At 48.2% G+C, this 23,103-nt stretch carries 25 protein-coding genes and 4 tRNA genes; 14 read left to right on the top strand and 15 right to left on the bottom strand.

Annotated elements, in window-relative coordinates; genetic code table 11:
* Window positions 1–100 precede the first annotated feature (100 nt).
* The 10 genes from HGA34_03075 to HGA34_03030 all read right to left on the bottom strand — a co-directional run bounded on the left by HGA34_03075 (window position 101) and on the right by HGA34_03030 (window position 8,168).
* Window positions 101–173, bottom strand: a tRNA-Lys gene (locus tag HGA34_03075).
* 11 nt (window positions 174–184) lie between these two features.
* Window positions 185–258: transfer RNA gene (locus HGA34_03070), tRNA-Met, on the bottom strand.
* 51 nt (window positions 259–309) lie between these two features.
* A tRNA-Arg gene (locus HGA34_03065) sits at window positions 310–383 on the bottom strand.
* A gap of 153 nt (window positions 384–536) precedes the next feature.
* Window positions 537–821, bottom strand: coding sequence for an HU family DNA-binding protein (locus HGA34_03060; GenBank protein ID NTW22499.1), 285 nt, complete (start codon window positions 819–821; stop codon window positions 537–539).
* A 189-nt stretch (window positions 822–1,010) separates the two neighbouring features.
* A complete protein-coding gene (rny, locus tag HGA34_03055; protein NTW22498.1) occupies window positions 1,011–2,525 on the bottom strand; it encodes a ribonuclease Y in 1,515 nt (504 codons plus the stop codon).
* 308 nt (window positions 2,526–2,833) lie between these two features.
* Entirely contained in the window at window positions 2,834–3,415 is a 582-nt protein-coding gene (gene clpP, locus HGA34_03050; protein ID NTW22497.1) for an ATP-dependent Clp endopeptidase proteolytic subunit ClpP, read from the bottom strand.
* A gap of 70 nt (window positions 3,416–3,485) precedes the next feature.
* Window positions 3,486–4,469: a bifunctional oligoribonuclease/PAP phosphatase NrnA gene (locus HGA34_03045; GenBank protein NTW22496.1), complete on the bottom strand. Its 984-nt coding sequence runs from the start codon at window positions 4,467–4,469 to the stop codon at window positions 3,486–3,488.
* 102 nt (window positions 4,470–4,571) lie between these two features.
* Entirely contained in the window at window positions 4,572–4,910 is a 339-nt protein-coding gene (locus HGA34_03040; GenBank protein NTW22495.1) for a ribosome-binding factor A, read from the bottom strand.
* Between the two features lie 6 nt (window positions 4,911–4,916).
* The gene (locus tag HGA34_03035; GenBank protein ID NTW22494.1) at window positions 4,917–6,884 is read right to left on the bottom strand and encodes a translation initiation factor IF-2; all 1,968 of its coding nucleotides are present in this window, start codon (window positions 6,882–6,884) and stop codon (window positions 4,917–4,919) included.
* 108 nt (window positions 6,885–6,992) lie between these two features.
* Window positions 6,993–8,168, bottom strand: coding sequence for an acyltransferase (locus HGA34_03030; GenBank protein ID NTW22493.1), 1,176 nt, complete (start codon window positions 8,166–8,168; stop codon window positions 6,993–6,995).
* 87 nt (window positions 8,169–8,255) lie between these two features.
* Here HGA34_03030 and HGA34_03025 point away from each other — a divergent pair, with 87 nt between their 5' ends.
* From HGA34_03025 to HGA34_02980, 10 genes are all read left to right on the top strand, one after another.
* Complete coding sequence (locus HGA34_03025) at window positions 8,256–9,848, top strand: hypothetical protein (GenBank protein NTW22492.1); 1,593 nt, start codon at window positions 8,256–8,258, stop codon at window positions 9,846–9,848.
* A gap of 18 nt (window positions 9,849–9,866) precedes the next feature.
* A complete protein-coding gene (locus tag HGA34_03020) occupies window positions 9,867–11,573 on the top strand; it encodes a sulfatase-like hydrolase/transferase (protein NTW22491.1) in 1,707 nt (568 codons plus the stop codon).
* 15 nt (window positions 11,574–11,588) lie between these two features.
* The gene (locus HGA34_03015; GenBank protein NTW22490.1) at window positions 11,589–12,338 is read left to right on the top strand and encodes a class I SAM-dependent methyltransferase; all 750 of its coding nucleotides are present in this window, start codon (window positions 11,589–11,591) and stop codon (window positions 12,336–12,338) included.
* Entirely contained in the window at window positions 12,328–13,056 is a 729-nt protein-coding gene (locus tag HGA34_03010) for a glycosyltransferase (protein NTW22489.1), read from the top strand. Before HGA34_03015 ends, HGA34_03010 begins: the two co-directional genes overlap by 11 nt.
* Window positions 13,057–13,238: 182 nt before the next feature.
* Window positions 13,239–13,634, top strand: coding sequence for a hypothetical protein (locus tag HGA34_03005; protein ID NTW22488.1), 396 nt, complete (start codon window positions 13,239–13,241; stop codon window positions 13,632–13,634).
* A 108-nt stretch (window positions 13,635–13,742) separates the two neighbouring features.
* The gene (locus HGA34_03000) at window positions 13,743–14,162 is read left to right on the top strand and encodes a hypothetical protein (GenBank protein NTW22487.1); all 420 of its coding nucleotides are present in this window, start codon (window positions 13,743–13,745) and stop codon (window positions 14,160–14,162) included.
* Window positions 14,163–14,166: 4 nt separating this feature from the next.
* Window positions 14,167–14,556, top strand: a complete 390-nt coding sequence (locus tag HGA34_02995) for a hypothetical protein (GenBank protein ID NTW22486.1) — start codon at window positions 14,167–14,169, stop codon at window positions 14,554–14,556.
* 4 nt (window positions 14,557–14,560) lie between these two features.
* Window positions 14,561–15,004 (top strand): hypothetical protein, encoded by a 444-nt coding sequence (locus HGA34_02990; protein ID NTW22485.1) that lies wholly within the window; start codon window positions 14,561–14,563, stop codon window positions 15,002–15,004.
* A gap of 1 nt (window position 15,005) precedes the next feature.
* Complete coding sequence (locus HGA34_02985; protein NTW22484.1) at window positions 15,006–15,386, top strand: hypothetical protein; 381 nt, start codon at window positions 15,006–15,008, stop codon at window positions 15,384–15,386.
* A 2-nt stretch (window positions 15,387–15,388) separates the two neighbouring features.
* Window positions 15,389–15,829: a hypothetical protein gene (locus HGA34_02980; protein ID NTW22483.1), complete on the top strand. Its 441-nt coding sequence runs from the start codon at window positions 15,389–15,391 to the stop codon at window positions 15,827–15,829.
* 75 nt (window positions 15,830–15,904) lie between these two features.
* Here HGA34_02980 and HGA34_02975 read toward each other — a convergent pair whose 3' ends face one another.
* Window positions 15,905–16,411 (bottom strand): hypothetical protein, encoded by a 507-nt coding sequence (locus HGA34_02975; GenBank protein NTW22482.1) that lies wholly within the window; start codon window positions 16,409–16,411, stop codon window positions 15,905–15,907.
* A gap of 182 nt (window positions 16,412–16,593) precedes the next feature.
* Between HGA34_02975 and HGA34_02970 the strand changes: the two genes are divergently transcribed.
* From HGA34_02970 to HGA34_02955, 4 genes are all read left to right on the top strand, one after another.
* Entirely contained in the window at window positions 16,594–17,211 is a 618-nt protein-coding gene (locus tag HGA34_02970; protein ID NTW22481.1) for a hypothetical protein, read from the top strand.
* Between the two features lie 129 nt (window positions 17,212–17,340).
* Window positions 17,341–17,414 (top strand) — tRNA-Cys (locus HGA34_02965).
* Between the two features lie 646 nt (window positions 17,415–18,060).
* The gene (locus HGA34_02960) at window positions 18,061–18,414 is read left to right on the top strand and encodes a TraR/DksA family transcriptional regulator (GenBank protein NTW22480.1); all 354 of its coding nucleotides are present in this window, start codon (window positions 18,061–18,063) and stop codon (window positions 18,412–18,414) included.
* An 8-nt stretch (window positions 18,415–18,422) separates the two neighbouring features.
* The gene (locus HGA34_02955) at window positions 18,423–18,875 is read left to right on the top strand and encodes a signal peptidase II (protein ID NTW22479.1); all 453 of its coding nucleotides are present in this window, start codon (window positions 18,423–18,425) and stop codon (window positions 18,873–18,875) included.
* A gap of 23 nt (window positions 18,876–18,898) precedes the next feature.
* Here the strand turns inward: HGA34_02955 and HGA34_02950 are convergent, their stop codons facing one another.
* The 4 genes from HGA34_02950 to HGA34_02935 form a co-directional block, all read right to left on the bottom strand.
* The gene (locus tag HGA34_02950; protein ID NTW22478.1) at window positions 18,899–19,093 is read right to left on the bottom strand and encodes a hypothetical protein; all 195 of its coding nucleotides are present in this window, start codon (window positions 19,091–19,093) and stop codon (window positions 18,899–18,901) included.
* On the bottom strand, window positions 19,090–20,022 hold the full coding sequence (locus HGA34_02945) for a protein kinase family protein (protein ID NTW22477.1): 933 nt from the start codon (window positions 20,020–20,022) through the stop codon (window positions 19,090–19,092). The genes HGA34_02950 and HGA34_02945 overlap by 4 nt, the downstream gene beginning before the upstream one ends.
* A gap of 44 nt (window positions 20,023–20,066) precedes the next feature.
* On the bottom strand, window positions 20,067–20,489 hold the full coding sequence (gene tsaE / locus HGA34_02940) for a tRNA (adenosine(37)-N6)-threonylcarbamoyltransferase complex ATPase subunit type 1 TsaE (GenBank protein ID NTW22476.1): 423 nt from the start codon (window positions 20,487–20,489) through the stop codon (window positions 20,067–20,069).
* 142 nt (window positions 20,490–20,631) lie between these two features.
* On the bottom strand, window positions 20,632–23,040 hold the full coding sequence (locus HGA34_02935) for a hypothetical protein (GenBank protein NTW22475.1): 2,409 nt from the start codon (window positions 23,038–23,040) through the stop codon (window positions 20,632–20,634).
* Window positions 23,041–23,103 lie beyond the last annotated feature (63 nt).

The raw sequence follows: 23,103 nt of genomic DNA, 5'->3' as shown, positions 1-23,103 counted from the left end.
CAGGATTTACCCCTACGCTGTCGCTCCGGAGCATAAACTTCTCATCCTGCACGTATGCAAACAAATTTAAAACCACCCTTGTTGGGTGGCCTTAAATTTGTGCGCCGTGCAGGATTCGAACCTGCGACCGTTTGCTTAAGAGGCAACTGCTCTACCAGCTGAGCTAACAGCGCATATTGTAAAGTGGCTGGAGAGAGGCTCGAACTCTCGACCTCGGCGTTATGAGTGCCGCGCTCTAACCAACTGAGCTACCCAGCCTCGCCAGCGCACCCTTGCCTGCAGACAGGCGGCAGGATATCCTGCTCAAAGTGTGCCCAGCAGGACTTGAACCCACAACCTTCTGGTCCGAAGCCAGACGCTCTATCCGGTTGAGCTATGGGCACACTTTAGGCAGGAGAGTCCTTTAGGGCTAGGATGCTGATCTTGATACAAAAAACTCCCTCTCGAGAGCTTTTAATAGGTTAACACAAAAGCACGAAAAAGGCAAGACTTTGGCCGGAATATCAAAAAACCCTCAAAAAAGAGGGTTTTTAAGATTATTCTTTGCCTTTGAGGGCGTCTTTGAGAGTCTTGCCGGTTTTGAATTTGGCGACCGTTACTTGAGGAATCTGGATGCGCTCGGTCGGCTTCTGAGGATTAACACCGCCGCGAGCGTGTCGTGACTTGGCCATAAAGGTGCCAAAACCGGTAATAGTTACCTCATTACCGCTTTTGAGCTCGCCGATAATGATGTCGACCAATTTTTCCAGCATGTCAGTCGCTTGCTTCTTGGAAACTTTGGCCTCGGCAGCAATCCGGTCGATTAAGGCAGCTTTATTCATAGGAGTACGCTTAGTTATTATTTAATATTAGTATATTTGATTACTAGCTTCTTGGCAATACCTGAATAAATTATATCAAATTTTAATATTTTAGCCAATAATCAATAAAATATAGTAACTCGGCCTATAAGCAAAGACGCTCGCCTCTTGCCGAGGTCGAGCGTCTTTAGGTGTTGAAAAAATCTGTAGCTAGCGAGCGTATTCGGTTACGCGCATCTCACGGATAACGTTAACCTTGATTTCTCCTGGGTATTTGAGTTCTTGTTCAATTTTCTTGGCGACATCGCGGGCCAGCTGATGGGCAGCGAGATCATCGAGCTTGTCAGCTTCGGCGAAGACGCGGACTTCGCGACCGGCCTGGATGGCATAGGCCTTCTCTACTCCATCGAAGGAGGTGGCAATTTTTTCAAGCTCCTCTAGGCGGTAGATGTACTGCTCGAATGAATCGTGGCGAGCACCGGGCCTGGCTGCCGAGATGGCATCAGCGACCTTGACGATGACAGAGATCAAACCTCGTGGGCGGTCATCATGATGGGTTTCGATCGGGGCGATTATGTCTTCGGAAAGATTGAATTTTTTAGCGATATTAGCGCCGATTTCCGGGTGAGTGCCTTGCACTTCGTGGTCTACGGCCTTGCCGATATCGTGGAGTAATCCGGCCTTTTTAGCCAAAGTGACGTCAGCACCAAGCTCTTCGGCCAGAAGTCCGGAAAGATGGGCAACCTCCACAGAGTGGCGCAAGGCGTTCTGGCCATAGCTGGTGCGGTATTTCAAGCGGCCGATAATCTGGACTAGCTTGGTGTCGAAACCGGCAATGCCCAGTTCATACATCGATTCTTCGCCAGCTTTCTTGATGTCGACAGCCAGTTCTTTTTTGGCTTGCTCGATGGCGTCTTCGATCTTGGTCGGATGGATCCGTCCATCCAGGATCAAGCGGTCGAGAGCGCGTTTAGCAATGTGCCGGCGGATCGGAGAAAAGCCGGAAATGGTGATGACGTTCGGGGTGTCATCGACGATGATTTCCGTACCGGTCAGCTGCTCTATTACTTTGATATTCCTGCCTTCGCGGCCGATGATACGTCCCTTCATCTCGTCGCTTGGCAACTCAACGGCAGTCGTCGTGATTTCGGCTGTGTAGTTCGAAACTAGTCGCTGCATGGTGCTGGCGAGCAGGTCACGGGATTTTTCTTCAAGTTCGTCTACTGACTGTTTTTCCAGCTTGTTGATTCTTGATAGCAGATCTTCCTTGATTTCTGTCTCGACATTGTTCAGAAGGACCTGCTTGGCCTCTTCTTTTGACATTTGGGCGACAGTCTCGAGTTTGGCCAGCTGCTCTTCTTTTATCTGCTTGATCTTTTCCTTGATTTCCTCAATTTTGTTGACCTTGTCATAGAGCTGCTGCTGTTTGTCTTGGAGTTCCAGCAACTTCTGCGAAAAGACCGTCTCGCGCTTTTCAAGGCGTGATTGGAGCTCATTGATTTCCTTGCGCCGGCGAGATTCTTCCCGCTTGGCTTCGTCGATGATTCTTAAGGCTTTGTTCTGGGTCTCCAGTAGAAGGTCGGATTGTTTGGTTTTGGCCTCGCTGATGATCTTCTCCGCTTTGGCTTCGGCATTTTTAGTTTTGCGGTCGGCTTGCAGTTTGCTGACCAAAAAACCTAAAAATAGACCCACTGCCAGGAGGAGGACATAAATTGCAAAATTCATAGGCAGATATCCGCCTGTTGCGTTGGAGAGTAATGCGTTATAAAACAAACCGGCCCGCGTTTAGGCGGAGGCGATCACGGATGAGTGCGTGTTGGAAGAGAGGGGGCAAAGAATCACGAGTGAACGATTAGTTTGTTTAATGTTAGTCTTTTTCGCGACTACCGCAACTTTCGTAACTACAAGGCAACAGGTGGTTGGTGTTTAATTATTAAATCCAAAATTACCTTACCATTATTATCTGTTTTTGACAAGATTGTGTTCCGTTATCGTGCCAAGCAAAAGCCCCGTTTTTAGCGGGGCTTTTCTTATTATTGCTGTCTGATAATCTTGTCGATCAGGCCGTATTTCTTGGCCTCTTCGGGATTCATGAAGTTGTCGCGGTCGGTATCCTTTTCAATGTTCTGGACTTTTTGACCGGTATGAAGCGATAGGATCTGATTGAGCTTATCCTTGGTTTTGAGTATGTGTTCCGCCATGATTTTGATATCGGTTGCCTGTCCCTCGGCGCCGCCCATGACCTGATGAATCATTATTTCGCTGTTCGGCAGGGCTAGGCGCTTGCCCTTAGCTCCTGATGCCAGCAGAACGGCTGCCATGCTGGCTGCCATGCCGACGCAGATGGTCGAGACATCAGCTTTGATGTATTGCATCGTGTCATAGATGGCCAAACCGGCGCTGACCGATCCGCCCGGGCTGTTGATATAGAATTTTATATCCTTATCCTTGTTTTCGGCATCAAGGAAAAGGAATTGGGCAATGACGATGTTGGCCACGTGATCATTGATCGGTTCACCGAGAAAGATGATCCGGTCCTTGAGCAAGCGTGAATATATGTCATAGGCCCTTTCGCCGTAAGTCGACTTCTCAATGACAGTAGGTATTAAAGGCATGTGTTTATTTTAATAATTATGGTTAGTGAATTATGCATGTATTTTAAGAGTAAATCGGGCAAAAAGCAAATCAGGCTATCTGCCATTCGCCGCCACGATCGACAAGGCGGCCCTTGATAGAAAAACCCGCTGCCTTAGGGTGCCCTCCTCCTCCCAGAAGGCGGGCCAGTTTGGAAATGTCGATCAGCGGAGAGGCTGTCCGCAAATTGCCGCGTATTGAGCCGTCCGCCTCTTCCTGCAGGAAGAGGATGCCTTTGACTCCGTAAAGGTTGCTTAAAAAACCGGAAATCCCATCCAATTCTTCTTTGGGGACGGTGCTTTTTTCCCGCTCTTCTTGCGGCAGGATGGTTACGGCGAAGTCATATTTAGGATTGATGCGGATATTGGCCATGATCTGCCCCCAGAGTTTCAATCCGTTGAGACTTTTGTTTCTGAGGGTGTTTTCGGTAATCTGCGGCAGCCGAGCTCCTCGCAGGATCAGGTCAGCAGCGATCGAAACTGTTGCGATAGAGGTTGAAGGGTAGAAAAAATTGGCCGTGTCGGTGAGTATGCCCGTAAGCAGGCACATAGCCATATCTTTCGTAATTTTGATATGGTTGATCTTGTAAAATTGGTAAACCAATTCGGCCGTAGCGGCCGCCTCGGTGCTGCGCAATTCAATGTCGGCGTAGTCGTCAATTTTGGGATGATGATCGATTTCTATAATTTTTTGTCTCGGCTGCTTGGCCTTAAGCATGTCCGCTATTCCGGTCCGGCTGAGGCTGCCGCAGTCGAGCACTATGAAAATGTCATATTTTTCAAAATCAAGGCCAAGCGTCTCGATGGAGCCGAACTTGATTTTTTCGATTCCGGGAAGATAGCCCAGCATGGCTGGCGGCTGGTGCAGGCAATAACCTTCTGCCATTTTTCCGATTGAGAGCAGCCAATTCATCATTGAACAGAGGCTCGAGATTCCATCACCATCAGGATTGAAATGCGTTATCAGTAGAATGTTTTGAGCTGAATCGATTGATTCTAGAATGGATTGGTATTTTGCTATTTCTTGGTTTTGCATCGATTGAAGGTTTTTTTAATGGTAATTAAGAAAATTATCATAACCGGAGCCAGATTACAAGCCTGCCCTTAAAAAAAGAAAACCGCCCTAAGGCGGTTTTCATTATTGTTGTTGCTGGTTTATCGTTTTGAGAATCTCATCGATTTCAGCTGCCTTGACTTCGGTGTCGTCTACGGCCCAGACCAGCTTCGGGATCTGGCGCAGCCGGGTATGCTTGCGCAGATATTTGCTGAATGAGCCGCTGTGCTTTCGGAGTTCCGCTATGGCTGAGCCGAAGAACTTTTCCGGTAGGACAGATACGGATATGCGGGCGTAGCGTAAGTCGGGCGAGCAGTCTACGAAAGAAATGGTTATCAAAGCGCCGTCGAGATTGACATGCTCTTCGATCAGCTTGGCAAGCTCGAAACGAAGCAGGTCGTTTATTTGTTCAGTCTTATGCATAATCGGCTATAATTTTTTGGCAATCTTTTCTTCTTTGTAGAAGTAGAGTATATCATTTTCCTTGACCGAGTCGCCCTGGTATTTGATGCCGCACTCCTCGCCCACTTCGACCGAGCTCACTGTCTGCTTGCCGGATTGGAGTTCGGTAATCTTGCCTTGCCCGATAATCAATCCGCCACGTTCGATTTCAATCAAGCTGTCCTTCTCTATCTTGCCAGCTACGACTTTGCCTCCGAAAATCTGTTCGTTGGCGTCCGAGCGGAAAATGGCTTTCACGTGGAGCTTGCCTAGCTCGACGCGACGGATTTCCGGCTCAAGCAGGTCTTGCATCTGCTGTTTAACGTCATCGATCAAATCGTAAATGATCTGGTAAAGCTTGATCGATACGCCTTTTTCGCGTGCCAAGTCCTCGGCTTGCGGAGCAGCTTTGACGTGGAAGCCGACGATCTGGGCCTTCGCCGCATCGGCCCTGACGACATCGCCTTCGCCGATATTGCCTAGACCCTTATTGATTATTTTTACCTTGATGTCCTGGTTGCCGATTTTTTCTAGGGATTCTTCGATAGCTTCTGCTGATCCAAGCACATCGCTTTTGATGATGAGGTTTATCTTTTTGGCGCCTGAATCGTCGGCTTGGGAGGCAACAGCGCTTTCGGGCTTATTCAGGCCGGTTTTGATGTTCTTAAATTTGACCTTTTCGCCCTCTCCGGTTTCCAGGATGTCTCCGACTAGGGGGGCAACTTTCAGACCGATGATTTTGACCGGAGTAGAGGGTCCGGCCTCATCGATGCTTTCGCCGCGGTAGTTCTTCAGGGCTCGGACTTTGCCGAAAACTTTTCCGTCAAACAGGAGTTGGTCGGCGATTTTCAGGGTGCCGTTCTGTATCAGGACTGTCGCGACCGGGCCTTCGCCTTTGTCGATGCGTGAGTCAATGATGGTGCCGACGGCCGGAGCCTGAGGGTTGGCTTTGATATTTGATTGCTCGACTTCAGCAGTAAGAAGAATCATGTCTAAAAGGTCTTCGATGCCCGTGCCTTCGCGTGCGGAGATAGGGACGCAAACGGTTTTGCCGCCCCAGTCTTCAGGGACGATGCCGAGCTGTCCGGAAAGCTCTTGCTTGGTCTTGTCCAGATTGGCCTCGGGCTTATCAATCTTGTTGATCGCCACGATGAAGGGCAGTTTGGCCGCTTCGATGATGCGGAAAGCTTCGATCGTTTGCGGCTTGACGCCGTCGTCGGCCGCTACGACCAAGATGGCGATATCGGCGATTTTGGCGCCACGGCTACGCATGGCCGTAAAGGCTTCGTGTCCGGGGGTATCGATAAAGGTTAAGCGCTGATTTTTGCGAGTGACTTGGTAGGCACCGATATGCTGTGTGATGCCGCCAGCCTCACCGGCCACTACATCCGTCGAGCGGATGGCATCCAGAAGCTTGGTCTTGCCGTGGTCGACATGGCCCATAACAACGATGACCGGAGCCCGTTCTAGCATGTCCTCGCTTTTTTCTTTTTGGATGATGGTTGTCAGCTTGCTGACTTCCTGTTCAGTCGTTTCCGAAGTGTCGGCATCGGCCTTGATTTCAAGTCCGAGGTCGGTTCCGACAACGGCTGCTGTTTCAAAATCGATCCTTTCGTTCAAAGAAGCGAAAATGCCGTTTTTCATCAGCTCGCCAAGGACTTTATTGACCGGTAAGTTGGCCAGGGCTGCAAAATCCCTGACCGTTATGAAGCTTGGAAGAGAAACTACCTTTTTGACCGTAGGCACTTGGTTTTCCCTGGCAGATTGCCTATCTTTGAAAGATTGTGGAGTTGCCAACTTTTTGCTTAAAGTTGGCCATTGGTTAATGATTTTATTGGCGATGCGGTGGTCGATTTTGATGGCTTTTTGGCCAATATGAAAACCGAGTTGCGGCAATTTGTCGCGCAATTCTTGAGGGGTTAGTTTTAGTATGCGGGCTAGTTCGCTGACATTCATAGTGTAAATAATAAAAACGACAATGCGCCGTAAATTTATTTAAATTTACAATAAAAATGGCCAAAAGTCAAGGTGAAACGGGCTTGGTGCATGGTAAACTCGCCAAGCCTAGAAATGATTTTTATGGGAAAAATGATCAAAAGCTTTGCCGATTCCGGAGCTCAAAAGCGGAGTTGTGGTTTTGTTGCAAGTTATTTCGAATAATGAGGGCAAAACTACCGATGCAAGCAGAAAAAGCAGGCCGTAAAAAATAGGGGCTGAGTTTTGATCGTTGATATTGACCCAGGCATCGACAAACGGGCGGTGCAACAGGAAAGCAGAGTAGCTGTAAAGCCCGGCATAAGTTATCGGTTTCAGTAATTTTGGCCAGAAATTGGCAAAACGAAAGGTTTTTATGGAGAAGAAGATGATTGGGATAACCATCAAGATCGGATGCAACGGATAGGCAAATGGATTGCTGAAAGAATACAGCCCCAGAAGTAGCAGAAGAATGGCGATGACGGTGTATTTGTAGTCCTTAAAAAATGAAGCTGAATCAGTTTTTTGTTCATTGATGATTATGGCAGCGAACACTCCGAGGGAGAACTCGCCTATTTTAGCCAAGGGAAAACCTCCCATGGCGAAAAAGGGGTGCCATTGCTGCAAGGGGGATAGTTGGATGGCAATGGTTGCCAGGTAAGCGATTGATATGGTTGTGAGCAGGGTGATTTTAGGGCTTTTAAGGGTCGCCAAAAAAATGATCGGGAAAAGTATGTACAATATTGCAATTGTCCCCAGGAACCAATAAGAAGGATTGATTGTAAATATCGCCGAGGGGGAGTAGTTTGTCAGGAGTAGAAGCTTTGCCAGGGAACCAAGAAGCTCGTCAGCAAGCCCTTTGCCCCCTTGGCCGTAAAACAGAAGTCCGAAAAAAAACAAGCTAGCCAGGAAAAGAGGGAAAATCTTTTGGGCCCGGCTTTTAAAATATCCGGATAAGGCGAATTTTTCAGGCCCTCTTTTCAGGGCGGACATGGCCAGTCCCCAGCCGCTCAAAACGAAGAAAATGCTCACCCCCATGTAGCCGAGGTAGTAGAAAGAGGCGATGAATGCCTCGGATAGGCCAGAGAAGAAGCTCTTCAAAAAAGTTTCAAGAAAATTTTGCGAATAAATCCACTGGACATTCTGGGTGATGCCGTAAAGGCCGCGGTAGTAGTGATGAAGGATGATGCCGATTATGGCCAGGCCTTTCAAGAAGGGGGATGCGCTGCTGATGGCTTGATTGAGGGTCGAGTTTTGATTGCTCATTTCTTTAATATAGCATAAAAATATTCCATCAAGCCAACCGCAGCCGGTTGTCCACGCGGGCGCTTGATGTGTTATAATGGGGTTGTTATGGAATCAATCAAGAATATACATCTTAAAATCCTGTCACTTAGCCTAGTCAGCTTATTTGTTGTTTTACTGCTTGGCAATTCATTCAGCTATCTTGATAATGATTTTGGCTGGCATTTGTTGGCTGGCAAAGAGATTCTGAAAAATGGCCAGGTCCCTCAAGTCGCCGATTACAGCCACACTTTGCCTGGAGCAGCCTGGGTCGACCACGAGTGGTTGATCGATGCTGTGACTTATTTTTTGTATGATAGGCTCGGGTATATCACTGTATCTATATTTTTTGCCGCTATCATTTTGGCGGTTTTTATCATTCTTTATCGTCGCCAGTTTGCAAGATTGGAAAAAAGCGTATTTTGGTTTTTCGCGCTCGGCTTCTTGGCGTATTTTGCGGCCAGACATAGCCTAGGAGTCAGAATGCAGGAAGTGACTTTATTAGGACTTTTGCTTGAGCTCTCTGTGATTGATAATTTTCAGAAAAGCCGCAGAAGCAAGGACTTGTATTGGCTGGTGCCGCTTTTTCTGATCTGGGCCAACCTCCACGCAGGTTTTTTGGTCGGTCTGGCTCTGCTCTTGGGCTATTTCGTCCTGATGGCGCTTCTTGATTTTGGCAGGAGATGGCAAGACAGGCTTAAATTTATCGATTTTTCTCAAACCTTGCCACTCGAGAGGGTGAGAGTCTTCGGGCTATGGGCTGTCTTAGCGGCCGCTTCTACGCTGGTCAATCCTTATGGCTGGAAAATGTATGATTTCTTTTTTTCTTTCGGAAACACCTATTATTTGACTGCGATTAGCGAGTGGATGCCATTTTACTTTTTCCCGCAGCAACCGTTAGTCGTCCTCTATCTTTGCTTGGTCGCGACTGCCTTGATTTTGGTCTTGGTCAAAGTAATCAACAGGAGCCGTGGATTCAAAATTGATTTGTGGTGGCTGAGCTTAGTGCTCCTTTTTTGGGTGATGTCGCTCAAGTCGCGCCGACACACGCCTCTTTTGGCCGTTGTCAGTCTTCCTTGGCTGGTTGATATATTTTCAAAAGAATTTGTCGTTGCCAATGTCCGCCAATGGCTCGTTTCAAAGAGGGCTAGAATCATTATCGGCACGGGCTCCGCAGTATTTTTCAGCCTCGCCGCATTCTGTTTTACGAAGGTTAGTTTTACGAACAGCCCATTCGATTATTATTGCGGCTATTTCCCTTGCGCCGCTGTGGCCGAGTTGAAATCGTCTGTTCCTGCGCCGGCCAGGGTGCTTAATGATTTCAACTGGGGCGGTTACCTGTTGTGGCAGTGGCCCGGTCTTCCCTTGTTCGTTGACGGACGACAGCCGCAACACGGATACGAAGACCACACGATTCTTGAAGAGTATCATCGTTTTTTCAAAGAGGGCGAGGCAGACAAATATCTTAAGAAGCATCGGATCGATATGGTCATGCTGAGCAAACCGCGTGACCCAGAGATTACTTGGTTTAACAGGCTGCTTTTCGGAATAACAGAGAGCGACCTTAGGGCCGATAGTCATCTGATCGATTATTTGAAGTCGGCCAAAGAATGGCGCAACTGTTTTGAAGATGGCTTGGCAATCGCCTTCTGTAAAAATTAAGCTCTCCGGCGGGCAATAATGAAAAATAAATTAGCAAATCATATTAAAGAATACGCTGCCTATTATGGTGTGGCCTTGTTTTTGCTATCCAACGGGATTTTTTTTGCGTTGTCATTTGAAGTCGGGGCAGGCCACTTCAAGGCCATCTTCGGGGCAGCTCAATTTTTTCTGTTTTGGTATCTGGCAGCTTCTCTTCGTCCAGCAGCGCTTGGTTCAATCACCTCGGCTACGGTGCTTTTCGCTTATTATTTCTTGGTTTCCTACTCGGCCGTGGTTGGCGCGCCGCTCGACATGCTGTTAGCTGCTCGCCGCTGGCAGGAGTTCGTCTACTTGGGGCGAAGCTACATGTGGTTGGTTTTGCTGCTTTTGGTCACAGCCAGTTTAAATGCACTTATATTTTCAAGGTTCAAGAAAGCCAGCATAAGAACATCGGTTATCTTGTTTGTTGTCGTGATCGCCAGTTTGCGGATAGCAGACAACGAGCTGTTCGCTTTCGTTAAGCAAGTGGCGAACGGCAACAAGGGCGTCGATTTTTATCAGGAGCGGATTTATGATCCCTTGGTAGAGGAGTCAGTCAGGCTGAAGCCGCTGTCAGCCAAGCCTTTGGACGGGCAGAGCATAGAGAGCAATCTGAAACATATCGTCATGCTTCAGATGGAGAGCTTCAACGCCCGCTTGGCCAGCCCGAGCACGACTCCAAATTTTTTGAAAATCGCCAGCCAAGGATTTTATTTCCCCGGGTTTTATAGCAACAGCGTCCAGACGATTTTGGCCCAAGAGAATATCCTGTGCTCTTTACCAAGCTCATTCGCGAAAGACTTGGTTTCTGACGGCCGCAGCATCGAGGTCCGGTGTTTGCCAAAACTGTTGAAGCCGCTGGGCTATAAGAGCAGCTTTTACGCGAGCAGCCGCTTGGAATTCGAGCAGACGGGCAAGTTCATGTCAGAGATCGGTTTTGACCAGGTCCATGGTTATGACACGATGAAGCCGGGCGACCCGCAATTCATGTGGGGGCGGCAAGAAGGCGTTTTTTTGGAGAGAACTTTCGAGTCGATGAAAAGGGATGGCGATGAAAGCAAGAGCTTGGCCTACATCACCTTTGAGGCCACGAATCACTGGCCGTTCAATAATGCATCCGCAACTAACTCCGCCGAGCTCAAATTCAGTGACCGGCTTTCTGGCAGTATGGCGAAACAGGATGAGTATTTGGGTGAGCTGATCAGCGGTTTAGACAGTGTCTATCCGGAGAAGGATTATGTTTTGTTCGTCTTCGGCGACCATAGCTGGCCGGCTGCCATCCAGTCAGACAATTATTTCAACCAACGCGGTGCCCTGGATGAGAATTTTCTGACCTCGCTGGCGGTTTTCGTAGGCGGGCGCAAAGTGGGCAGGACGATAGACTCAGGGAGCTATAGCCATATGGACACTTTGCCGACGATAATGGAGCTCGTAGGCCAGCCGTTGCCCACTACCCGTTTCAGGCGCTCGTATGCTTCCGTGCTGGAAGGGCAGAATCCAGCAGAAAAGGGGAAAAGCATCTTGTTGATTCAGCCGTACTCGGACCGGTTTCTCGTATGGATGGATCAGACTGATAGGTATTCGTTCAATTTGAAACAGGGAAAAATCACCAAGACCGCTCAAGACGGGACTTCTCCGAAGGCAGAACAGATCGTGGCGGGCACTTTGAATGACAGTATTAATTTGTTTTTTAATCTGGTAAAATAGGGTCAAAGAAAACTCATGGATTATAAGGATTATCTGACCCAGCAAAAAATCGAAACCGATCACTTTTGGTACATTGCAAGAAAAGGCTTGATCCAGAGGCTGCTTGCTTCTATTTGCGAAGACAAGGACCGCTCCCGGGTAATTTTGGATATCGGGTGCGGTACGGGTACGGAGCTGCCGGTTTTGGCTGAGTTCGGAGATGTCGTGGGGCTGGATAATAACGCAGAAGCTTTGAAAATGGTGGCGGGCAAAGGTTTCAAGACATTGCTGGTCGATATGGATAATGAAAGCTTGGGCGAAGGGCTGTATGACGTGGTATGCGCTTTCGACGTTTTAGAACACTTGGAAAATGATCAAACGACACTTGATAAGATTTTTAAGAGCCTAAAGCCAGGCGGCTGGCTAGTGTTTACCGTGCCAGCCTTCGGTGCCATCTTCAGCCAGCATGACCGGGCCATGGGACATTTCCGCCGTTATGAAAGAAGCGGCATTGCCGAGCAATTATCACGCGCCGGTTACGGAAACGCGCGCCTGGGATATTGGAATGTCTGGGTATTTTTGCCCGTAGCTGTAATGCGGCTGACTAAGAAGTTGTTTAACCGAGGCAAAGGCCGAAACGAACTTTCGACGGAGGCAATCAACCTGCCTCGGCCGCTTAACGCCTTGCTGCTGTTGATATTGAATAGTGAAAAGTATTTGTTTAATAGGAAGGGTTTGCCGTTCGGCTTGACCATATACGGCGCAGCTCAAAAATATGAAGGTTGATTTTTGTCTGCCGATCTACAACGAAGAACAGATGCTCAGGGAAAATGCCTTGAGACTTTTGAATTATTGCCGCCAGGCCAATTTCGGCTTCGATTGGCAGATAGTCTTGGTCGTAAACGGGTCGATTGACCGGTCTTTTGCCATTGCCCAGGAGTTAGTTTCGGAAAACCCTGGTGAATTTGCGGCTATCGAGAGCGCTCAGCCCGGCCGCGGCCGCGCTTTGAAAAACTATTGGCTGCAGAGCGATGCGGATATTTTGGCCTATATGGACCTCGACTTGGCAGTTTCGCTAGATGATATTCCAGCCTTGGTTGGACCGATCATTGCAAACGAGTGCGACCTAGTAGTTGGATCACGTCTTTTGGTCGGCTCGAAAATAGAGCGATCCTTCGTCAGGGAATTCACTTCGCAAAGCTGCCACCTGCTCTCCCGCTTGATCTTAGGTCACAAGTTTTCTGATCTTCAGTGCGGGTTTAAGGCGATCAGGCGCTCTTCATTCCTTTTAATCGCCCCAAAGGTGATTGACGCCGGTTGGTTTTTTGACACCGAACTCGCGGTCTTCGCCGGGCTGGCTGGACTGAGAGTGCGGGAATTGCCGGTCGATTGGTCAGAAGAGCGCTATGACCGTCGCAAGAGCAAAGTCAGGGTTTTTCGCGATGCCACGAGATTCATGCGCAACTTCCTGAAACTGCGTCGGAGACTGGATTCAGGTAAATAATTTCGGCCCTGTTGTTCCTTCTGGCCAAAATATGCTAAAATATTACTAATGTTAATAAACACTTTCCGTGGAGCGTAAGCAGTTTAGTCCGCTAGGCCTAGTGGACTGAATTGTTCAAACAACATGAGAAATAAGCGTGCCGACGGCTTTGCCGCTCTGCGCCACCAGAGAGGGGGTGAATTATGAAAACATTGCGAAAATTAGCTATCGTGGCTGCTTGGGCAGTAGTATTACTGCCAGCAGTAGCCGCCAACGCAGGCGCCTTTGCCCCAACCACAGATTTGTGGGGCGGTCAGCAGGCAGCAGTTAATGCCGGCATTGGTTTGACCAACAATTCTCCTCAGGTGATTGTTGCTCGCATCATCAACGTTACCCTCGGTTTCTTGGGTATCATTGCTGTTGTTATCATCGTAGCCGGTGGTTTCAAATGGATGACCTCTGGTGGCAGCGAAGATAAGATTGGCGAAGCCAAGAAGTTGATGGCAGCCGGCGTTATCGGTCTGATCATCATTTTGGCAAGCTGGGGTATCTCCCGCTTCGTCATCTCGTCTATTTCTAACGCAACTATGTCCACATAGTTTTTTGGAATATACGTTCAATGCAGAGTTTTTACTCTGCATTGGCGCGCCCGCAAGATTTGCGGCCGCACCAATGCAGGATAATCGAACTAATTCCTTCACTCATTTATGATTTTTGCGACTTCAATATCGAGGCATGCGAATAAGTTGGCCGTTTTATTTTTGTTGGCTTATTCCTTGTTTTTCGCTGTATTGCCTGCCTTGGCGTTCGATGGTGGGCTGAACGAGACTGCTACGGCCATACCAAACGGGGGAGATTCTTTTAACCCGCAGTCACAACAAAATAAAGAGGACATTTCCACCAGGGTGGGTAGCGTAATAGGCATAGTCTTATCCTACGTCGGCGTCATATTTTTTGTATTGATCGTTTACGGCGGCTTGATGTGGATGACGGCCCAGGGCAATGATCAGAAAGTGGCCAAGGCCAAAGAGCTGATAATCAACGCTACTATCGGCTTAATCATTGTTTTAAGCGCTTATGCCATCACTTCTTTTGTGGGTGGATCGCTAACCGCTACGCCGGAATAACGCTATGAAAAAGTTTTTAGCTTTTTTTCTTGTAGGACTAGCGATGCTAACAGTCGGCAATAGCGTATTGGCTTACAGTTTCGCTGAAAGTACTGGGTTGAACAAGACAGCCACTCCTAGCGGTTATGATACGACAGCGGCCAACCCGGAAGAAACCCTGTCTCAAAGGGTCGCACAGGTCATCAGCATTATAATCAGCTTTGTCGGCGTATTGTTTTTAGGGCTAATGATATACGGCGGTTATCGCTGGATGATGGCCAACGGCAACGACTCAGAAGTCGTGCTGGCCAAGAAAATCATAACTCGCGCCCTTGTCGGGTTGGTTGTGGTGTTGGCGGCTTACTCCATTACTGCTTTCGTTGCAAATAATCTTAAAGGTAACTTGGTCCAATAAATATATGAAAAGACGGCTGATAAACAATGTAATCGCGTTTTTATTCTTGTCTTTTTTGGCATTTGCTCCTAGCTTGGTTCTGGGCGCTAATCTGAAAGATGCTTTCGGTACGACAGACAGCACTAGCGGAGACGGCAGAACCCCCCTTGATGAAGTGGCGGACAAATCGGGGTATAATATTGAAACAGAGAACGAAAGCCTTGATCCGATTATCGCTACGATAATCCAGACGGCGCTCGAATTTATCGGAGTCATCTTTTTGCTTCTGATCATCTACGGCGGTTATAATTGGATGACTGCCGCTGGCGATAGTGGCAAGGTGGATACGGCCAAAAATACCATAACACGGGCCACGATCGGGCTGATCGTGGTGCTCGCTGCTTATGCCATCAGCTACTTTGTCGTCAGGACTCTGGCCGAAAAAACGTTAAAAGGAGACATTCAATAAAATGACCAATTCCATAAAAAAACTAGGATTTTCTTTGGCCGCAATATTGTTAAGTTTTTCTGTCGCCAGCAAGGCTATAGCAGCTGAAACAAGATCCCTGTTCGGCAGGATGGACAATGTCGCATTGTCGGGTGGTTATGAAGTTGCTGACAAGTTCACCATGGCCAGGTTTATTGGGCAAGTTATAAGCGCATTTTTGAGCCTATTAGGCATCATCTTTATCGTTTTGATCGTCTATTCAGGCTACAATTGGATGACCGCTGCTGGCGACAGCGGCAAAGTCGATAAGGCGAAAGAGACTCTGTGGCGGGCAGTTATCGGCTTGATTATCACGGTCGGTGCATATGCGATCTGGGTCTGGATTTCAGCCGCTATGATCTGATTATGAAAAATATTCTTAACAAAAAAATCGTTTTTTTGCTTATCTGGGGCTGCATATTATTCAACTCTGCCAGCGCCAATGCTCTTAGTCTTATTTCCGACCAAGCCAAGAGCGGTATGTTCAACCAGCAGAAGGCCCTGCGCGAGACGGCTGGCTATGAATCAACAACCAAGGATGGCGTAGCGACAATCGTAGCCACAGCCATCAAGGCCTTCATCGGTCTTCTGGGTATAATTTTTGTCGTATTGATCGTTTATTCAGGTTATAGTTGGATGACAGCCGGTGGTGATGAGACTAAGATTACCAAAGCCAAAAATACCATTTCGCGAGCAGTGATCGGCCTGATCATAGTCTTGGCGGCCTATTCGATCACCTATTTCGTTTTCTCTAACCTGGATTCAGTTGTTGATAGCGGAGGTGGCGGTATGACCGGTTCGCCGTAGTAGTCAGTTTTCGTAAAAAATAAAGCGAGGCCATACGATCGTATGGCCTCTTTTTTTGTTGCGCTTTTTGGTGCGCTACCGATTGTAAACGGTGTACCAATGCACTTCTTTCCCGGCATAACTGTGCAGGTTCTGGGGCCTTACTTCAAAGTCCCAGGAGCCGCGGCTTTTGCCTCGGTAATAGGTGGTGGCAGTGTATTTGCCCGAGGGAAGGGTGCCGGAAATTTCTTGTCCGGCCTTGACGTAAAAACTCCGCTTGAGGCCGTTTCCGGTTATTACGACGTTAACGTCGCGGTCGGTTGAGGCAATGATGCCTTTGAATTCCCCGGTGTGCTCGGATAGAGAGCCTGATTTACCGTTGCGGGCAATCTGCTCGGCATAGGCCCAGTCGCCTACCGACTCTTTGTCTCCTGAGTAGGAGAAACCGGTGATGCCACGGTGGTAGCGGGAAGAAACGATGTTGCCGTTGGCGTCACGGGTTATTTCCGTGGTTGAGTTGACGAAGGGTGGCGGAGTAACGAGAGCACAACCGTTGAGTGCCGCCAGGGCAAGGGTTAATAGAAAGAGCTGTACCGTTTTCATGAGATAATCCTCCTCGTGGGATATTTTTTGTTGAAAAGGTGATTAGTTAATATAGTATATTATTGGATAATTGTCAAGCTATTTGTTTGCTGTTCACGGGGGATGGGTATTGACATTTTACGAAAAATATGCTACGATAGTCAATCAACAACAAAACGAAAAACAAAGCGAGGTCCTGTCGTATGATGGGATTTTTTAATTTGTTAAAGTTTACTATGGATTTAAGTGGTAGTTGTCACCGGTTAAAAAACCGGAAACACAAAATTTATGTCAATTTGCTGGTTGCGATCGTCGTTTATGACTATTTGATGTTTCCTTTGCCAATATTAGCCAAGGAAGCGGTATCAGCTAAACAGTTGCAGCCGGTTACGGCCGTTGCGGGGCAGGCCAGCGGATATTCATCCGTTTCAGAGAGTACCCCGGTTACTTTATCTAATATTAGCAAGAAAGAAGAGGTAAAGCCCGTCGTAGCCAAGACAGTGTTAAAGGTAAAGGATCACGGCTATCATTCGATGACTGCCTATAATTCGGAGGTTGGGCAAACAGATAGCGACCCCTGCACCACGGCTAACGGCTTTAACCTCTGCAAACACAACCAAGAAGACACCGTTGCTGCTAATTTTTTGAAGTTCGGCACCAAGGTGAGGATTCCAGAGCTGTTTGGTGATAGGGTTTTTGTAGTAAGGGATAGGATGAACTCAAGGTACCAGGAACGGGTTGATGTCTGGTTTAAAGATCGCCAAGACGCCCTTAAATTTGGCGTCAGAAAGGCTAAGATTGAGATAGTTGAAGAGATCTAACATATGAAAACGCCCCGGGTAACCGGGGCGTTTTTGATACTGGGCGGAGTTGCTTGGGATTTACACATCTGCTATATTGTAATAAGATGATTAGGGCTAATTCGGTCCTATCTATTTTTTTAAGATCAAGGTCACGTGGCCAAGTGGTAAGGCATGAGTCTGCAAAACTCTTATCGTGGGTTCGATTCCCACCGTGACCTCCAAAAACCCCAAGCTTAGTCTTGGTTTTTTTGTCCATTAAATCGTGGACTTATCTGTGGATAAGTTGTTGGTAAATATTCTTGGAGATGATATTTATGTCCAAGATACTGTGGACAAAAATAACTAAGCCTGCCACTCAAATATATTTTTTTGCTAATATTAAGTCAGGACTAGGTATGAAATATATACTTGACCAACCCTTTGCCATGTTGTCAAATTTATGCTATACTATTTATAGATGATCGTTCTTTAACACCGAAAGCTTTCTCTGAAAAACATTTTAGAGAGAACTTTGTTTTCTACTGATCTATCGCAAGAGTCAACATTGCACCAAAACAAAAACAAAAGAAAAAAGGTAGTAATAATTACTATATAAAATTACTATTACCGCAGATCGGTAAAAAACACGGCTTGCCAGAAGTTGACAAGCAAGCGAAATGCTCGCCCTGAGAGCGGAAATACTCTAAATCATCGAAAGATGAAATGGCGTTTATCTCTTAGGGATGGGGCTCAGTGGCCTATTATATTTCAATGTATGTTATATACAAAGAGGGGCCCGACTGGGCCCCTCTTTTTTTTGCTTGATTAGGCAAGATGCTTGTCAAATTGAGACTAATCAAGTAAGATAAGAGTGATTAAAACAATCATATGGAAAAAGATATACTGAACACAATCAAGGAAGATTTATTGAAAGAACGCGAACAGATCAGGGCCGAACTCGCCAAATTGGGCGGGGATGAGGCTGGAACTGTCTTTCCTGAATATGGCGATAAGCCTGATGAAAATGCCCAAGAAATCGATAGCTACACCACCAATCTGGCAACTGAGCGCATCTTGATCGACAACCTTCGTGATATCGACAATGCCCTGAAAAGGATCGAGGACGGAAGCTATGGCACTTGCAAGTATTGCGGCAATCCCATCAATCCCAAACGGTTGATCGCCAGACCGGTGGCTAGCGCTTGCGTTGATTGCAAGAGCAAGCTGCAGAACGGAGCCTAAAAACAATTATGCAGATCAGATACAAGACAACAGCAGTATTTTTGGCTGTTGTCTTTTTATTTATGGCAGACCGCTGGCTTAAGTCGTTAGCTATGGCTGGCTTTAGCAGGGAAATCATCGGATATCTCCTGGTGTTCGATTTCAGCAAGAATTTCGGCATCGCCTTTTCTTTGCCTTTCCCGGGGCACCTGCTTCCGATTTTGGTCGGAAGCATAATATTGATCCTGACGCACTTCGCTCGGCTGGCTTATTTGCAGCAAGATTTTTTTCTCGTAAGCGCGTATGTTTTGATTATCGGCGGGTCGATAAGCAACTTGTTCGATCGCCTGCGTTACGGTTTTGTCGTCGACTATCTGGAGGTCGCATATTTCAGTATCCTTAATGTCGCAGATATGATGATCTTTTGCGGCGTCCTCTGGCTATTAATACTTTTCCATAAAAAAAGGCCGACCACTGGGTGATCGGCTTTTGGCTTGTGAGGAGGCTACTCCTCTTTTTCCCAGACGATGAAAACCGTCTGGTCTTTGTGCTGGAATTGATCCCAGCAGCTGTACCCATCGGGCACCGAAGTAGCCACGAAGAAATCCGTGGTGTCGATTTTTTTGAGGGTTAACCCCTCAACAATCATGTCTCCGGCTGCGCGGGCAGCTTTGTTTCTGAGCAGTTCTGATGTCTTCATGTCGGCTGCCCTCCTTTCTGGTTTTTATTATGCAAATGTTCAAACAATAATTTTTTATTCTCTTTCAGGCCCACCAAATCGTTTATATATACCCATAGCTTTTCCTTGCGTTCATCGCGCCTGATATAGGGATCCTCATCGCCCATAATTTTTATGGCCATGCCGAAATCAATCACGCGCGGATCGAGGGTATTGCGGTCAATCATGACGTTGCCGGCATGTAGATCGCGATGATGGATGCTGCGTTCATGCATTTTTCGTATGAAGTTCTCTAACTTAGTGAAAAATACATCAGGATCGAATCCATCTGGTAACTTTTCTTTGTCATCCAAGACGTCCTGGATGCTGACGCCGTCGATGTTTTCCATGACCAAGACATGCTTGTCCTGGTTTTGGATACAGGCGTACGGCAGGGAAATCCTGGCGCCGTCAACATTTAGTGATTCCAACTTCTCAAGGAATGAGAATTCGGTTCCAATATCGTTGTCGCGCAAGTATTCCGATTTTTTCGTATTGATAATGATCTTCAGACAGTAGCTGGCGGTTGACCCGTCCTTGAGCGCCCTTTTGTGCACCTTGGCGGTTCGCCCGACACCGATAGGTTCGGGATTCCTTTCAATTATGGTGCCGACATCCTCAATCAGGGCTTTTTGCCATTCTTCATTTCTTTTGGCAGCCTCCTTGCTTAGTTTCAGGTCGAAGGTTTTGCCTTCGCTCTTTGGCTGAATGGCATTTTGTCTTTTTCCCGCAATTTCCAAGATGCGCACATAGGCGGCCTGCTGGTCTTCGCTCTCTTCAAAAAAAGTCCGCCACTGTCTCTGTAATTCAGATGGAAAAGTCGCCAGCAGCTTATCAGCCTGGTCTTCGACGTCAATTTCTGGGAGGTTTTCAGCGGCAAGGGGGTGCCTTAAAGATTTTTCTATATTCATGTGTAGATTAATACAATAGCATATTTTGTATAATTTGTCAATATCTAGCCAATTTCAATGCTTCTTTGTCCATCTAATATCTCAATCCTGACAATCTGGCTTTCTTCGGGTAAAATATCGGAAATCCGGTCAGACCACTCGATTATCGTCAGGGTAGCCTTCTCCCCCAGGTAATCTTCGATTCCCAGGGCGGACAAGTCGGCGGCTCCCTTAAGGCGGTAGGCGTCGACATGGCAAAGCTGCCGGATAGTGGGGTGGTTATGACAGTCGTAGATCTTCATAATTACGAATGTCGGGCTGGTTACCTGTGCTTCGACTCCGAGGCCGGCAGCCACGCCTTGGCTGAATACCGTTTTACCGGCGCCAAGATCTCCGACTAGCCCGATTATGTCTCCGCCCTTCAATTCAGCTGACATTTTTTTTGCCAAAGCAAAGGTCTCCTCGTTGTCGTTAGTAATATATTTCATGAATTCATTTTAACAGGAAAATATGTTATGGCAATATAAAAAAGAAAAAGTCTTTTGTATGGTTGGGAAATCAAATTCCTTGACCATGAAAAAAGCCCGCCGATTAGGATCGGCGGGCTTTAAGGGTGTCCGCATAAAGCAGTTATTCGAGATACTCCGGTTTGATGATGTAGGGACAGAAATCCCTGATAGCTTTGGCCATGCGACGGAAGTCGAGCAGGTGCTGCAAGCCGGTGCAGATCTTGCTGCCGAGCCACCACAGGAACATGCAGGGGAAGTAGATGGGAGAGAATACTGTTTTGGCGATGATGATGCCAAGTTCCGCATTCTTCTTCGATTTTTCCCGCTGCTTATGGTAAAGGACCTGAGCCTCTCTTACGCCGACCGATTTCTTGAGCATAATCTCGATGATCGGTAACCGGTGCTCTTCGTAGAGGTTGTGGAAGGAATCTTCGGCGGCGACAAGTTTGTCCAGAGCCTCGAAGCTATTGATACTCCTCATGATCAAAGCGATGGCTGCAGCTTCTTGGTGCGACGGGACGACATTGACGACGAAGCGGTCGATCTTGGTGGCCAGCTCGGTTTTCTGCTCAAGCGTCAACGGGCTGAACCAGCGGTTCTCGACCAGGTAGCGGTAGTTGAAGAGGCCGCTCAGCCGCATGTTGCCGCGGATGGCGTAGGTCTCTTCTTTGAGCTGCTTGATTTCGGGATTCATTTCCTGGGCCATCATCCGGGTCCAGAAAGCTGCGGTAGCTGAAATGATGCCGATGACCATGATGCCGGCCAGCGTCTGGCCAGACAAGAACGACCCGCCCTCCAGGAAAGAGATTACGATACAGCCCAGGGCCATTGCTCCGAAAATTACGAAGATGCTGTAGAAGCAGACTTTTTCGATCAGATAGTCGAGGTTGGTCTGCGTTTCTTTCGGCAGCCGGCAATAGGCGAAATAAAGTATGCCCATGAGCGCCAGCGGGACCAGTGCTACGAGCCAGAAGAGACCGACGGAAAGCATGCCGATCAGGAGATACTTGAGCGCCGGAACGACATAGTTCATGAAGGCGCCGGCAGCTAGCATGCACAACCAGGAGAGGAATTCATAAATCTGGACGCAGGCGTACGGTATCCATTCGGTGAACAGTTTGACCGCGTATTTTGCGACCCAAGCCAAGCCTTTGACCAGATACGGTGACCACTTGATCGCCAGCAAGCCGCCCAAGTAGAGGCAAGCTGTGTAGAGCGGGATGAATAGGTGCATCGGCATCGGCGTTTTTTCTTCGCCGATACGGCTGATCTTGTAGCCGACGTAGGCCGAGGCGGCTGCGCCTGCTAGGACGCCATTGTAGACGCCCAGACAAAGCTGGGAGAGGGCGAAGACGGCAATGCCGATTGCGAGCGAGAAAAATGTGCCCGCCGCCAATTCGGTTCCGCGAGGGTGTTTCTTACAGAAGGTTTCGATGCTGATGCTTGTCGACTTGATCCACTTGATGGCGCGGTTGTCGATCCAGCGATTGAACCGGATCCAGGAAAACTTGACTCCAGCGCAGAATAGCCACAGCGGCGTGATGACGGCAGGAATCGCCAGCAAGACATTGGCCCACCACGGCAGACGGTTGGACGAGGCGGTGGCGAGCAGGCCGGCGGTCATGGCCGGGGAGACGATCCAGAACATAAGATGGATCAGGATGGTGGCCCAGTAGCCGGGGCAGATGTGCGTCTTGAGTTCGACAGTCTTGTTCGGGAAGACGACGTAGTTCGATCGTGCCGAGCGGTAAAGCCTCATGTAGCGTCCGAATTCGGTGTCGACGACGAAGTCTTTGGTGTTGTCGCTGGAGTGCAGGCGGCGTCGATCGACCGTGCTTAAGACGGGTGAGTCGTTGTCGACTCCTCCGGGGTACCGGTTGAAACCGAAGTCGAAGCTGAACATGTTCTTGGTCCAGGCCGGTTTGGAAATGTGGCGCTGCCAGCGTTCGCGCTCTTCGCCCGAGGACAGGCTTTCGGCTTGGAACTCCGGGAGTCTCGCCTCCTTGGAGGTGAGGATCCGGGGTGTCTGTCCGTTATACAGATCGACGAAGTTAGACTCGATTGCCAGCCAGTGTTCCGGCTGCAGGCGACGCAAGAAGCTTTCGTAGGAAACGAAGTCGATGTTGGAGCGCCACAGGATGCGGCGCCAGATGGCGATCGGCATCAGCTCGATCATGGCGACGAGCCTGACATAGCGGTTTTCCGAGGACAAAAAGGACTGCAGGAAGCTTCGGCGTTCGTTGATGTTGTCAGCGTAGCAGAAATGTTCGTACTCACTGACGTGGGACTTGATGAATTTCCAGAATGTCAGTGCCGGCAGCATCGCCTCTTTGATGATGAGCTGTTCCTTGGTCCTGTAGTTAAAGGAAAGCTTGTCTTCGACTGATTCCCTGTAATTTTCCTTTCTCTCCTCCCAGAGCTCAGGAATCGTCAGCTTGCGTTGGAATTCCTCCAGTGCCTGGGCCATGGATTGGCCGTGCGAGACCTGTTTTTTCTGCTTTTTGCCTCTGTTTTTCTTCTTTTTGGGCATTTTGCCACCTCCTTGGGGTAGTTGACTCAAATGGTATAGTGCTTTATGCGAATAATTCGCTAT

The organism is Candidatus Falkowbacteria bacterium (genome assembly GCA_013336275.1).
Lineage (GTDB): Bacteria > Patescibacteriota > Patescibacteriia > Patescibacteriales > GWE2-39-37 > JAAXUA01.
Note: the sequence above shows the minus strand (reverse complement) of the source record. Positions and strands in the feature narration are given on the sequence as shown.